A 13,684-nucleotide genomic window follows, 5' to 3' on the forward strand; every position below is an offset into this window, starting at 1 on the left:
ATATTTAATTGCTATTTTATTTTACCATTTTCATATGTATTACAGATAAAACAATACAAATTTAACAATCCACTTATAAAAAAAGCGAACCATCTCCCAATGATTCGCTCTTACCCTATTATTTTTTCTTCACCGGTATCCAAAGCTCTACTTGTGCAAACTCACTCTTATCTTCGTGGCAACGCTCATCGTATAATTCAAACTCTGTAACTCCGCAATGTTCATAGCCTGAATGCGGAAACCATTCTGAGAATACTGCATTCCAAGTTTGGTGGATAGACGATACCATTTCTTCATGAGGAACTTTCGGCGTTGTAAATACTGCATATGTTGCTGCCGGGAAAGTACGCTTTGCAATTTCATTTGGTACATTTTCAAAGTCTGTAACTTCCATTCCGATAATATAAGTGAAGTCTCCTGTTTCTAAATTAAAATCAGTACATAATCCAAGCTCTACCCATTGGCTCGTATCTTTACGATTCGGAATCGTCGTTCCAAGATCTTTTTGTAAATATTCTTGCCAAAATGCTGGAATGTCTTGATGGTTTTTCCCTTCTTTACTTGTCGTCTTCAGTTCATAACCCGCCACTAAAAATTCTGGTTTATTTACAATACGATATTCCATTTGTATGCCTCCTAAATACGGATTTAATTTTCTTTGCTTTACATTTACTCTGTAATACATCGGTGTTTCGATTTCTTGTTTTCGATATTCACTCGGTGTCATTTGAAATAATTTTTTAAAGGCTCTCGTGAACGTTTCGTGAGATTGAAAGCCATGTTCAAACGCGATATCAATAACTTTTTCATCCGTATGAGAAAGTTGATAAGCTGCCCGGGCTAACCTCCTCTTTCGAACATACTCCATTACCGTATCACCTACTAACGCCTGAAATACACGATGAAAATGAGACTCAGAAAAACCTGCAACCCGCGCTAAATTACGCAGCGTTTGTTTTTCCATTACATCTTCCTCAATATAATCAATTGACCTTTGAATTTGTGTTTCATAGCTTTCCATCTCTGTTCACCCGCCTTATATGTATTATGATAAAAGAGAACGCAATCCAATTCTTGACGTTTTTTACTATAATTCCATAAAAAATTGTAACTTTTTTATATGTATTTCGTTGTTATGTATGAAGGGAGGGAAATGTAGTGAAACGTAAACAATCATTAGAAGAAATTTACTCAGAGCATATGCAAGATTTATTTCGCTATCTTCTCTCCCTAACCGGAGATTCCCACTATGCGGAAGATCTCATGCAAGAAACATTTTACCGAATGCTCGTCCATATTGACTATTATAAAGGAGAAGAAATTAGGCCGTGGTTATTTACAATTGCCTACAATGCCTTTATCGATTGGTATCGAAAAGAAAAAAAGTATAAAACAACTACAGTGGAAGAATTCCATTTACCAAACGTGCCAAGTACAGAACATGAATATTTCGTAAAACATGAGATTGCTAGTTGGTTAGACAGTTTATACGCTCTTCCGCTCGAAAGACGAAATGTCCTACTACTACGAGATTACTATGGATTCTCCTATAAGGAAATAGCAGAAATGACTGGTCTCTCATTAGCGAAAGTGAAAATTGAATTACACAGGGGACGGAAAGACACGAAAAGCATAAAGGAGTGATACGGATGGGTTGTACAGAATTTAAAAAACTATGGAAGAAGTATGAAAATGGAACGCTCACGCATGATGAACAAGAACTGTTAGAAAGTCATATTGAGTCATGTGAAGAGTGTGAAGCTTACTTAGATGAGCTGTTAACAAAAACAGAACCAATTAAGAAAAAGTTACCTCCAAAAGATTTTAAAGTTCCTTTTTGGAAGATTAAGTGGAAACATCGTTTACAAACGTTTGGTTTTATATTATCAATTTGCATCGTTATCTATATAATCGGCGGGGTATTATCAGCCTTTTATTTTCAAGCTAATAATGATAAAAGGCTAGAAGAAATTAGAGAGGTTCCTTCGCTTGCACTTGAAGCAACGATCCCAAATAGCCGTGTTATGGGAGGCGGAACAAGTGTAGAAGCTTTTTTCCGTACGAATAGCCAATTTGATTTAGTACGAACCGTCGGTAAAAAAGAAATGCCCCTCGGTACAATAGAAACAAAAAGCTTCTTATCATCTGTAGATGTTACGAAGCGAACTTGGATGAATCCGTTCTATCAACCAAAACTCTTCTTTGTTCATCCAAAAACAGAGCAGGGTGATTATTTAAAGGATTCATCAAAAAAAGTATGGGATACACTTGCAAAAGTACATGATGGAACCGTTGCAGAAGTAGCAATTTCTTTTGATAAAGCTTACACTTTAAAAGAATTAGAACCGCTTTTATATAGCATATTTGAGGCACAAGAACTCCCTCCAACTCCTTTATGGTATGCTTTAGATACAGGACAAGAAAGAAAAAATGTAGATGACTATATCCTACATGGCGGAGAAGCTATAGGGTTTCCAGAACATGTAAGATTCCTCGCTAATGAAACTGACGGGCAGAAAACGCAAGAAGACAAAGTAACCGAAATGATGCGCATCCTTTCTATCCATAAAAAAACGGTAAGCAAAATAGCAGCGCTTTCTGAGAAAGAACTAAACTTAGATAAACGTTATCAATATGTAAAGGACAACGGTGTAAAAGTATACGGAATTGTTATTACTGGCCCATCGAAAGAGTTATTAAAATTACAAAACTCCCCGCACGTACGTTATGCGACTCTTGGAGATATTGAGATTTGGAATTGGTTTGATCATTAATAAAAAAGAAGTAGCGCTCTAAAAACGATGCGCTACTTCTTTTTTAATTCGAAATCACTTTCACATACATCCCTCTCACCGCTTTTTCATAAGCAATATCACTTATCTGTCTTATGTTTTCTGACACAACAGATGACTGAACGATTTTCCCTTCACGAAGTAACGGCGGATCAATAAGACGCACTTTATTTTTCTGATGTAAATCATAATCGTTTCTATCTTCTTTTACCTTTACATTTGGATGAACTTTGCTTAATAAAGCTTCTACTTCGGGGTCATTACATTGCTGCAATTTCGAAATAAGCTCCTCATCTTCAAGAAGAAAATCATCTGCATGAATAATCCTTTTATGAAGAGCTACCTTTAACGTTTTCGCTAACATATCATTTCCGTAAATATTCATTGGTTCCATAAAGAAATCGATTACTTCCTTGTAATACGTTTCTGTAAACCATTCTGCCATTTCGACACTTTGAACAACCATTTTCCCATCTACAGCGATGACATCTTCTAAAAAACTGTGAACTTCTTCTAAAGAAACATACCCATATGTATACATATCTCGTAATGTATAATCCACTCTGTCTGCGCATAATTCTGGTGCTGACCTTTCGAGTAACGTCCATTTCGAATCATCTAACAAAATATCTTCATAGTTATAACCATACTTCGCAAGAATCGCTGGAATTTCTGAGTTTTTCACAACAGAACTAAATATCTCTTCATGATAACTTTCATCTTCATTATCAAAAACGTAATCAATCACATGGGAAAAAGCAGTATGCGATACGTCATGCAGTAAACTAGCAATCTGTTCTTTTACTGAACCACCTAATTTTTTAACTAATAACATAACACCAACTGAATGATCAAAGCGCGTTACATTCCATTTCTCGTTCATTAAGTAACTTGCGCCATTTTGATGAATACCTTTTAGCCTTTGCATAGACTTACTTGAAATTAATTCTTCTACTACTTGATCCACTTCAAATTCTCCGTATAGTACATCTGATATGATCACTTACAATCCCCCTTTATTTTAATCGAGTCTTATAATCTTATCTCTTTTATGAAATTAGCACCAACATAAATATTTATTGTTATTTGTTTTTATTTAAAAAAATAGAGAGCCATCAGCTCTCTATTTCATAACCCCTATTCAAATGTAACTTCTACCTGCACAATTTCCGACCTACTACCAAGTCTAAGCGGTGGTCCCCAGAATCCGAAACCAGAAGAAACAATCGCGTGGAATGCACCTTTTTGTGCGTATCCCCAGTCTAGCTCGTACATTCTTCTCGTTACAATATGATTGGGCGCCATTTGTCCGCGGTGTGTATGACCGGATAATAATAAATCTACACCTGCCGCTGCTGCTTGTTTCAACTCAAATGGCTGGTGATCCATTGCGATAACAGGCATCGATTTATCTACCGTACTCATTAATTGTTCAAAGCTTTGACGATCTCGCTCTGTTTTATCTCTTCTTCCAACGAGATAAAAGTCATCTTCAATTGTAATTACTTCATCTAAAAGAATACGAATATCAATCTTATCCATCTCTTGTAAAAACTCTGGAACCGCTCTACCGTAGTATTCATGGTTCCCTAAAACACCATATACGCCTAATGGTGCTTTCATTTGTTTCATGATTGGTCCCATATTCTTTTGAATGAACACACCTGGATGATCATCGATAATATCACCTGGTAGCAAAATAATATCGGGCTCCATCTCATTTACATGACGAACAAGTCTTTTTAAATGCGAAACGCCAGACAGTTTACCGAAATGCATATCAGAAGCCATCGCAATGCGTAAACTTTTACGTCCCTCTACCTTTTTCGATATGTGCACCTCGTACTTTCTTACTACCGGGCTATACGCATTAAATACTCCATACGCAAAGATAAAGATAAATGCAGCTATCACAGCCGCCCCTGTCCAAATAATTGCCGCTTCTTTCTCTACTGAAAACTGTAAAAGAAAGACCATAATATTAGCTAATGGCAACAGCATAAGCGCATATTGTATAACCGCAAACCAAATCGAACCTATCGTTCGCAGAAATGGCAAAAACTTAAACACTTGCACGAGAATGTACGCATATGAAATAAATGCAACTATAAAAGCATAATATCCCCAAGATTCCCAGCCAAATACCGCATGAAGCCAAACCCATCCGTTCCAGCCGATGTAAAACATAAGTAGTGTGTATATAATTAATATGGTAAATATATTGAGATAACGAAGATTCTTCACAGCCAGCCTCCTTATTGATTTCTTTTATTATAACTTGTTATGCACTTATAACGTAAATATTAAGCGCTTCAATCTTCATAATAAGAACATTGATAAACATATTATCTTAAAATTTTTAAGAACGGCTGTAATGGACATTTTTGAGTCTTAAGTGTTGGATGAAATTCTATTATCTTTATCGTTCAAAACTCACCTATGCAATTATGCATAACCATCCATTCCGTTTTATTTTCATGTTACGATATAAATGCAATACGACATATATCGACAAAGATAAAAGGAAGTGATTGTATGAAACGTTCTAAAACATACTTAAAGTGTTTAGCATTATCCGCTGTTTTTGCTAGTAGCGCTGTAACTCTTTCAACACCTGCTGCTTACGCTCAAACGACGTCACAAGTTGTAACAGATATCGGGCAAAATGCAAAAACACATACGAGCTATAATACATTTAATAATGATCAAGCTGATAATATGACAATGTCTTTAAAGGTAACTTTTATCGATGACCCGAGCGCTGATAAACAGATTGCCGTTATTAATACAACTGGTAGTTTTCTAAAAGCAAATCCTACTATAAGTGATGCACCTATTGATAACTACCCAATCCCTGGTGCTAGTGCAACATTACGTTATCCTTCACAATATGATGTTGCATTTAACCTTCAAGATAACAGCGCTCGTTTCTTTAACGTAGCACCTACAAATGCTGTAGAAGAAACGACTGTAACATCTAGCGTATCTTATCAACTTGGTGGCTCTGTTAAAGCTTCTGTAACGCCTAATGGCCCTAGCGGTGAAGCTGGTGCAACTGGTCAAGTCACTTGGTCTGACTCTGTAAGCTATAAACAAACTAGTTATAAAACAAATTTAATTGACCAAACAAACAAAAACGTAAAGTGGAACGTATTCTTTAACGGATATAACAATCAAAACTGGGGTATTTACACACGTGACTCCTATCATTCTTTATATGGAAACCAACTTTTCATGTACTCTCGCACATACCTATATGAATCTGATGCAAAAGGTAATTTAATACCGATGGATCAACTTCCAGCATTAACAAATAGCGGTTTCTCTCCTGGTATGATTGCTGTTGTTATCTCTGAAAAAAATACAGATCAATCTAACTTACAAGTCGCTTATACAAAACACGCCGACGATTACCAACTTCGTCCAGGCTACACATTCGGAACTGCAAACTGGGTTGGAAACAACGTAAAAGACGTTGATCAAAAAACATTTAATAAATCATTTACACTAGATTGGAAGAATAAAAAGTTAGTAGAGAAAAAATAAAGTAAAACTTTAATGAGTGGGGGGGCTTCATCCCCTACTCATTATTTTATTAGTTAAATCAATCGGGTATTAACTGGTATTTTAAAATTTCACATGTTATATTGTGATGCACATTTTGGAATTAATGCAGCAAAATATATAAAGATTATAAAAAATGCACTCAATAATTTCGGTGCATTTTTCATTTCATGTTTTATCGCTTTTTATTTTAATTCATAATATTCTTCAATATCATCATCAAACTCATCCCACGCTAAAGACATAATTGGATATGCATCCTTTGACGGTACCTCTATATTTTTATATACAAGGCAAATACGTTCTTTTGGATAACTCTTTTTCTTTAATGGAAACACTTCTATGTACTGAAATCCTTTTTGAAAATATTGATTTAATCCTTCTTTCATTCCCATCGTGAGAATTTCATCTTTATCAGGAATATTTCGTCCAATCCAGTCACATAACATCAATACTGGATATGCATTTCCAGCATACTCATTCACACCCACGACTTTTAGTATAATGTACTGCCCGCTTAATAACCGATACGTAATTACATCTCCAATTTCCAGCTCAGTTTTTAGAATTACTCTTCTTTTTACCTTTTTCGGTTTTGGGAAAGGTGAAACTAAATTCTTTTTTAATTTCTCCAAAACAAGCTCTCTTTTCTTCTTTAATTCCGGTTCTCTCCACCATCGTTTTAAATCTGATTTACTTTCAATAATACAAATGGCTTTTTCCTTAACTTGAGGATTCAATCTTCCTAGTTCCCATTGAATTGCAGCCAACGCTAGCCAAAAAATATTTTCTTCATGTTTTCGTAAAGATGAAATATATGTATTCACCATCATCTCAGTAGCTTCTTCTGAGCTATAGCCTTCACTAATCAAATCTTGGAAATCAAACTTTATATCTTCAGATAGATTATCTTCAAAAATACCTACTCCTGATACATACATTCGGCACCTCTACTCACTAGATTTATAGTAAATCAAATTCACCTTCACTAGGATAAATCTGTACATAATCTTCCTCATCGTTTACATAGGCAATCTTCACACCATCTAACAACTGCTGATTTTCTAATTCATTTAGAATTGTTTTCAACGCTTTATCAACGTCAATTACAAAGTTAAATATGTTAATCGTCCCGCTACCAATATCTCCACCATCACAATGGCCATTTCCAGACCACCCTAACGCTTCATCCATTATCTCTTGAACTTGGTTTCGTTTTTCCAATACTTCTTCCAACTGATTTTCTATGTAATCATATTGCAAAACAAATTCTATTAGCTCTTCCTCATCGAGTACCTTATAGCCATCCGCCAACTGTTCATCCGCTAACTCTTTCATTTCTTTTTCAACACGTTGAAATGGATACAGTTCTATTTCATACATTTCACCTGTATCACCAACACAGCCACAATGTACAATTAAAGTTTTCTCCGCCTCTTTCCATATTTCCCAAAACAACATTTTATCCTTTTCTTGCTTAACCAGTTTAATCATATAGACACCCCATTTTTTATGTCTTCCTTATTCATAATAAGATCCCGCGAGTAATACCGTCGCTATGAAATTCCATGATATATTTTTAGGCATCTCTTCATCTTTATTTTGAAAAGCACCATCACAATCACTTAGCCATGCTTCCAATGATTCTAAGTAATTTTCTAACGTTATATTCTCCCACTCATCTTTATTTTCTTTAAAATCTTTTTGAAGATAAAACAGGAATTCTACTAATTTTTCTTTTGAATCTACACCAGTAGCTAGCTCATACATATCCATATTATTACTCCTTTCAAATACAAGTAAAATCCGCTATCTCTTCAACACAAAAACATTCTTTTTTATAAAACGCTATATTTCTCTTCCAACCAATCTTCTATAACATATTGTCCTGCTATCCCTGAAGGATTTTTAATTTTCTTACCTTCTTCTTCACTAACCATTTCAAAATCGATTAAAGGACCATCTGCTCTCCCTCGGCTCACAAAATAATTCCCCTGATTCTTATTCTCAAACACAAAATCTGGAAGATTATACTCCCCCGGATCAAACAATTCCATTGGTAATCCACCAATAATTTTCCAATCACCATCTAACCAACCAGACCAGGCAGTATACGCCGTAAATAATACTTCTTTTTGATTCTTGTAATAGTTTTTAAACTCGCTTATCCGTATTTTTTCATCTGTAAATAAAGAAAAATATTCTACATATGTTTCCCCATCATATGGCCTCGTAACATTTTGTCCTTTCACTAACATTCCGTACCCATACTTATTAATATTTTTAAGATTTATCGCAAAAACTATCCCTGGCTTAAATGATTTTTTGCGACGTTTCTTTAATTTAAACTTACAATCTACTACTTCTTGTTCCTCTAAAGAAAAACTATCACTCTGCATTTCTAATGCATTTTTCAACATAATCTCTAACTCATTTATATGTGGTAATCTGCGAGGCCCTTCATTATATATCTTTTCAATCTCTTGAAAAGCATCCATTAAAATATCAATGCTTTCATCACTTATAATCAATTTATCCCCTTTTATTTCCTCTTTATAAAAAGACATATTTTCTCTCCTTTACTCTCTTATACATATCCCTTGAAGACTCTCTTTTTCTTTCTATCACACTAAACCACGCACCACTTCTTCTAATAATAAACTCAACCATTCATCCAATTTGTTTCAAAACACTCTAATACACTCAGCTTTCTTTCCATAGTACTATCTCGACATTATACTCATTCTTTAGAAAAGAAAAAGCACTTCTCATTGCTTCATCTACTACAATAAGACTAGAATAAATTAATCCTCTTTGAGCATCGTCATATCCAATGAAATGTAATACTTCTTTTGTATATAACATGAAATCTTCTAATTCTAATTGCACACCAAAGTCCCAATTTTCATGTGCATACCATACAATAATCTTCTTAGACAATAAACTAGTTAATTCACGTTCAAATTCTTTTATTTCATTGATAACTTGTTCAGCATTTAATTCACTCATAACTTTGATAGGATTCGGTGTTTCATCAATTAAAAAGTTTACTAATGAAGCAATTTTCTTCCCGCTAATAATCTCAAATTCTTTTATAGACGGACATAACATTAAAAACTTTTCTCTAGTAGCCTTTTCCTCTACCCTTTCTCTTAACATTGCAATTTTCTTTAGACGTTCATTCACATTTATCACCTCATACATTCAGTAAATTAACATAATAAAGCGTATCATCCGTTTGAAAATACATAACCGATCCACGGCTATAATAATTAACAAATTGAATCGGCTCTCCAAAATGTTCATAGTATTTTTTCTGAATGTCACTTAATTTATTTTTTCGAAAAAAATTCATTTATGCTCTACAACCCTCTTTCTACTATATAACCTTGTTATTAAAGATAGATTTCTTCTTTCCAACTACTGGATTTAGATTGAACTACTATTAGATTTTCACTTTCCCATTTTAATGTCCCTAAGAATCTAGAATATACCATTTCGTTACCTACCTCTTCCACCAATAGTTGATCTCGAATCTTTAATCCCTTTTCATCATACACTTCACATCGTAGCTGGAAACCTTTAACACGATGAATTCCTTTTAATATCGCTATCTTCTTACGGCCTGGGCTTTTCTTAGGTGTCTTCCCAACTAAAAATATTCCTTCATAGTTTTGCTTCACAATTTCATCTAAAGATTCCTCTATATACCCTTTAACAACAGATGATGAAAGAGTAGAGTTTTCTTCAAGTCCAGGGACAACATATTGGCGTACTAATTTGCAAAACTCTTTGTATTTCTCTTCAACTGAATTTAATGCTAAAAAGTCCATAAAATCATATGGAACATATATACGAATTTCACCCAAAGCTCTATTCACTTCATATGAAATATCAGTGTTTTCGTTAGCTAAACAAAAGACAGTTACTTTTTCAATCTCTCTTAATCCCATCTCAAACTCGCTAACTTTCTTTGAGAAAATTAGCTCAAAAATTCTAATTTCATGTACAAGCAAATAATGTTTTTTAGGACGTTTTTTTTTCCAATCGTAAAACTTTACTTCAAGCAATATAATTCACTCCTTTAAATTTATCACCATGCATCGGGGACCTATGATACCTTTTATTAATTTATTAAACTGTACTCCTTTTTCATTCTACCTTATCTATATTTTTAATATGCTCTACTCACAACGCACACGGTGACATAACAGCCATAAATACATCACTTCTCTCACCTGGTGCTATATACACTCCTTCTGCATCTAAATATTCAATGGAAAAGGCTGCTAGCTCATACGCCATTTCTTGATCACATTCAAAAAGTGAATTTATAAAAACTTCATTTCCTGTAATATTTTGTAGATCTTTCAAACAGTTAGACTTACTTCTTGCATAATCAGCCACATTCTCATTAGCCCAAGACCACATCCAACTGTTACTCTTTCCAGACCAAGACCCTATAAAAACAACACTAAATTCAAGTAACACTTGACCATTTTTTTCAAACTGTAATATACATCGATCTTGATCATACCAATACTCATCAAAGTTATAGATATTATAATCCGAAATGAATTTTTGCTGTTTACTTTCTAATTTGTCATAACACATAACAAGATAATTCTCGAATTGTTCATCCATCATTGCCAATTATCACACGCTCCCTTCATTCAAGATCTCCGCTACAAACAATATATCTTATATCTTACTCTCTCAAATCCTATATAAAGTGAAACTTTAATTAGTCCTTACCAATCGGGCTTTTACCGGTAGCCCCCCGCCCACATATCATATACGTTTCTACCACTAAGATATCTTAATATATACAAAGAAAGAAGAACTTATATAAGCCCTTCTTTCCATAAATTGTTTCTTTACTCCATGTAATTTGTTTTATCACGATAAATAAATTCAATATTACACAAATGTATCCCAACCATCTGTATATCCACCAAACTCTTCACCCAGTTTATTCAATTCCTTTTGCATCTCTACGATATCCTCATAAATTAAGAACATTTCTTTAGAACAAGTACATGTCCAATCTTCAAATTCTTCATTATAATCTAACTCACAATTTAAGCCCAGCGCTTGTAGTCTGCCAATTATTTTTTCTCCATTACCTTGATCAGGAATTGCAATAAAGAAATCTACTATATGTTTTTTATTAAAATCTATACCTTGCTTGTATAACATATTTAATACTTGTCCATCTTCATCTTTTGGGAATTTCATTATAATAACCTCCTATTTACCATTAAAACTCTTATTTTTATGCGAATAATGCCTCTTATCCATAAAGCTACCAAATTCTATCCCTTTACAGACACTAAAATTATCATCTACAACATTACTTTCTGTAAAAGAGAACTACTTTAATCTACACAATGTTTCTATAAAACTTATTGTAGGTACATCCCCACAACTAAAAATATTTAGGACCTCTAAATATTACATAGCAGAAAAATCTTCAATTAGACCTTGCAGTAGCTTTAATTTTAATTCTTTTTTGTTCATATAATTCCTTCCGCTCTCTATTTTGATTTGTCCAACGAGGATTAGATACATGTCCTATCCTATATATAAAGAAAAAAGAGCCTATATTTGCTCTTCCTTCATATACACATTTAACAAATGCATCTTTCTAACCACTAACTTTTCTGATGATATATTAATAGCCTCTAAAAGCAAACTGAATATACATGTATGTACCAACACCATAAATAACAAAAGCAACTATAGTGATTAGCCAATTTTCACGAGTTTTTTGTACATACTTCGAGCATGCCCAAAAAAGAAGTAAAATAATTAATTGAATTGCAGTCACTTTTGAGACAGCAATTATAGTAGTTTCCGTAACAAATACTATCCACATTCCCATTAAAATACGTGTGACTTGAATAATTAACAAGATCCTATTATTAGTAATACTTTCTTTAATATCAAACAGATAATTTTCTTGAAAAAAAACGACCAATGTTAATATAAGACTTAAACTCAAAACTATAATAAACTCTAAAAATTCTAGAAACGCTATCCACATCAACAATTCCCTCTTTCTTTTCCTATAGCATAAGGTTCATTGTAAATTTTTAATGCAGCTATTCTATTTTTACTAGAAAGATTCAACAATCGTTTTGCATTCACATCATACTAATATGTAACATTACCATGCATCTTAAACTACCATTAATTTGTTATCAACATTATACCGATACGTAACAAGAATCCTTTGCTCCATATTTTTTTAATTACGTTGATATTCCTTCAGCATACACCATATTTTTTGGGATAGATTCAAAATACATAGAATTTAAGATAGTGTCATGGTTATGCGCCAAACGCCCTAATGCCTTCACTCTTTTTTTAGGTGAAGTTAGTTCAAAAATAATTCTATCCTGGATTTTTTTTTTTAAAACTCCTAACTATGAGTTCTTCATATTCTTTATCCATGTATCTTTTATCCTCCTATATTCTTAAAGTCACCTTTTCTGAAAAATATAAGTGGTGTGACATATATATTAATTAACTTTGGACATCTCCAGTATCTCCTTGCGCTAAAAAAATCATTTAATTACATCTTATTATTTTCATGTTGCACAAATATCAAAATTATTACTAGCAATTGTTAAAAGCGCACCATCATATTGGATAAATGCACACGCCGATGATGGAACTAATTCGATTTGTGGTACAACACATTCTCCCATTAAACACTTCATCAATTTACTTTGATTTATTTCCTCTAGTTTAATACCAACGCTATTTCCTAAACTGATAATAGCAAAAGTATTTTCTATACTTACACCATAAAAATACTTGATTATATATGATACTTCTGTCCTTGGGATAGAATCAAAAACAAAGAAAATGTTCCTTCTTCCCGAATCAAAAACTGTGTAGGAAATGTTTTTAGACTCTATTTCTTCTTTCACATTTTTTTCCTCAGATTTATCTACATGTACAATAAACTGATTAATCCTCTCTTGAACAAGTAAACTTAAATTATCAACATTACGATTATAATCATCAAATAAATCTGTTTCATAAATATCAGTTACATTACTAATACGGTATATATTTGCATCTTCAATACGTTGAACCTTTTCGAATGTAAACTCCATAATACACCTTCTTTTCTCTCAAAGTCATATTTATCCCTATTCCATCCTACTATTCTCATTTAATAATATTAAGTTTATCTATTCCTATTTGTTTTTATAAATCAATAATAATTTAATTCTCCTCACAGAGAATCCGCTTTTCACCTTATAATACGCTACTTGTAGAGTATGCATACCATTCCCTTTTCCATATCTGTTTCG

17 protein-coding genes and 1 pseudogene are annotated in these 13,684 nt (G+C 33.3%); 4 read left to right on the plus strand and 14 right to left on the minus strand.

Translation table 11 applies throughout. From position 1 onward, the window contains the following. Positions 1-118: 118 nt before the first annotated feature. Positions 119-1,021 carry an AraC family transcriptional regulator gene (locus tag HMAS_RS18510; protein WP_000446855.1) on the minus strand — a complete coding sequence of 301 codons (903 nt, stop codon included), beginning with the start codon at positions 1,019-1,021 and terminating at the stop codon, positions 119-121. A gap of 137 nt (positions 1,022-1,158) precedes the next feature. On the opposite strand from HMAS_RS18510, the gene HMAS_RS18515 reads away from it, so the two are divergent. Together HMAS_RS18515 and HMAS_RS18520 are read left to right on the plus strand one after the other, a co-directional pair. Beyond that, the gene (locus HMAS_RS18515; protein WP_000824008.1) at positions 1,159-1,644 is read left to right on the plus strand and encodes an RNA polymerase sigma factor; all 486 of its coding nucleotides are present in this window, start codon (positions 1,159-1,161) and stop codon (positions 1,642-1,644) included. Between the two features lie 5 nt (positions 1,645-1,649). After that, positions 1,650-2,774, plus strand: a complete 1,125-nt coding sequence (locus tag HMAS_RS18520; protein ID WP_116344952.1) for an anti-sigma factor — start codon at positions 1,650-1,652, stop codon at positions 2,772-2,774. A gap of 43 nt (positions 2,775-2,817) precedes the next feature. On the opposite strand, the gene HMAS_RS18525 is transcribed toward HMAS_RS18520, so the two are convergent. Together HMAS_RS18525 and HMAS_RS18530 are read right to left on the minus strand one after the other, a co-directional pair. After that, positions 2,818-3,795 (minus strand): HD domain-containing protein, encoded by a 978-nt coding sequence (locus HMAS_RS18525; protein ID WP_025709857.1) that lies wholly within the window; start codon positions 3,793-3,795, stop codon positions 2,818-2,820. Positions 3,796-3,929: 134 nt separating this feature from the next. Further along, the gene (locus HMAS_RS18530; protein WP_025709856.1) at positions 3,930-5,036 is read right to left on the minus strand and encodes a metallophosphoesterase; all 1,107 of its coding nucleotides are present in this window, start codon (positions 5,034-5,036) and stop codon (positions 3,930-3,932) included. Between the two features lie 34 nt (positions 5,037-5,070). Here HMAS_RS18530 and HMAS_RS28350 point away from each other — a divergent pair. Continuing rightward, positions 5,071-5,184 (plus strand): annotated as a pseudogene (locus tag HMAS_RS28350) (TetR family transcriptional regulator); the annotation flags it as partial. 143 nt (positions 5,185-5,327) lie between these two features. Then, positions 5,328-6,338, plus strand: a complete 1,011-nt coding sequence (gene cytK2 / locus HMAS_RS18540; protein WP_048558825.1) for a beta-channel forming cytolysin CytK2 — start codon at positions 5,328-5,330, stop codon at positions 6,336-6,338. Between the two features lie 203 nt (positions 6,339-6,541). On the opposite strand, the gene HMAS_RS18545 is transcribed toward cytK2, so the two are convergent. From HMAS_RS18545 to HMAS_RS18595, 11 genes are all read right to left on the minus strand, one after another. Then, on the minus strand, positions 6,542-7,297 hold the full coding sequence (locus tag HMAS_RS18545) for a hypothetical protein (protein WP_000289514.1): 756 nt from the start codon (positions 7,295-7,297) through the stop codon (positions 6,542-6,544). A gap of 22 nt (positions 7,298-7,319) precedes the next feature. Then, the gene (locus tag HMAS_RS18550) at positions 7,320-7,850 is read right to left on the minus strand and encodes a hypothetical protein (RefSeq protein WP_116344953.1); all 531 of its coding nucleotides are present in this window, start codon (positions 7,848-7,850) and stop codon (positions 7,320-7,322) included. Positions 7,851-7,877: 27 nt separating this feature from the next. After that, positions 7,878-8,132, minus strand: a complete 255-nt coding sequence (locus tag HMAS_RS18555) for a DUF7660 family protein (protein WP_048558826.1) — start codon at positions 8,130-8,132, stop codon at positions 7,878-7,880. Between the two features lie 62 nt (positions 8,133-8,194). After that, entirely contained in the window at positions 8,195-8,923 is a 729-nt protein-coding gene (locus HMAS_RS18560; RefSeq protein ID WP_048558827.1) for an Imm26 family immunity protein, read from the minus strand. Positions 8,924-9,059: 136 nt separating this feature from the next. Beyond that, positions 9,060-9,542: a hypothetical protein gene (locus tag HMAS_RS18565; protein WP_016122081.1), complete on the minus strand. Its 483-nt coding sequence runs from the start codon at positions 9,540-9,542 to the stop codon at positions 9,060-9,062. A 10-nt stretch (positions 9,543-9,552) separates the two neighbouring features. Then, on the minus strand, positions 9,553-9,711 hold the full coding sequence (locus tag HMAS_RS27765) for a hypothetical protein (RefSeq protein WP_162871155.1): 159 nt from the start codon (positions 9,709-9,711) through the stop codon (positions 9,553-9,555). Between the two features lie 40 nt (positions 9,712-9,751). Continuing rightward, positions 9,752-10,426 carry a hypothetical protein gene (locus HMAS_RS18570; protein ID WP_044306661.1) on the minus strand — a complete coding sequence of 225 codons (675 nt, stop codon included), beginning with the start codon at positions 10,424-10,426 and terminating at the stop codon, positions 9,752-9,754. Between the two features lie 118 nt (positions 10,427-10,544). Further along, positions 10,545-11,009, minus strand: coding sequence for a DUF6882 domain-containing protein (locus HMAS_RS18575; protein WP_044306662.1), 465 nt, complete (start codon positions 11,007-11,009; stop codon positions 10,545-10,547). Positions 11,010-11,276: 267 nt separating this feature from the next. Then, positions 11,277-11,594, minus strand: coding sequence for a ribonuclease E inhibitor RraB (locus HMAS_RS18580; protein ID WP_044306663.1), 318 nt, complete (start codon positions 11,592-11,594; stop codon positions 11,277-11,279). A gap of 436 nt (positions 11,595-12,030) precedes the next feature. Next, complete coding sequence (locus HMAS_RS18585) at positions 12,031-12,402, minus strand: hypothetical protein (RefSeq protein ID WP_044306664.1); 372 nt, start codon at positions 12,400-12,402, stop codon at positions 12,031-12,033. A gap of 547 nt (positions 12,403-12,949) precedes the next feature. After that, positions 12,950-13,483: a hypothetical protein gene (locus HMAS_RS18595; protein WP_044306665.1), complete on the minus strand. Its 534-nt coding sequence runs from the start codon at positions 13,481-13,483 to the stop codon at positions 12,950-12,952. Positions 13,484-13,684: the final 201 nt, after the last annotated feature.

The organism is Bacillus sp. HMA207 (assembly GCF_003402455.1).
GTDB classification, from domain to species: domain Bacteria; phylum Bacillota; class Bacilli; order Bacillales; family Bacillaceae_G; genus Bacillus_A; species Bacillus_A cereus.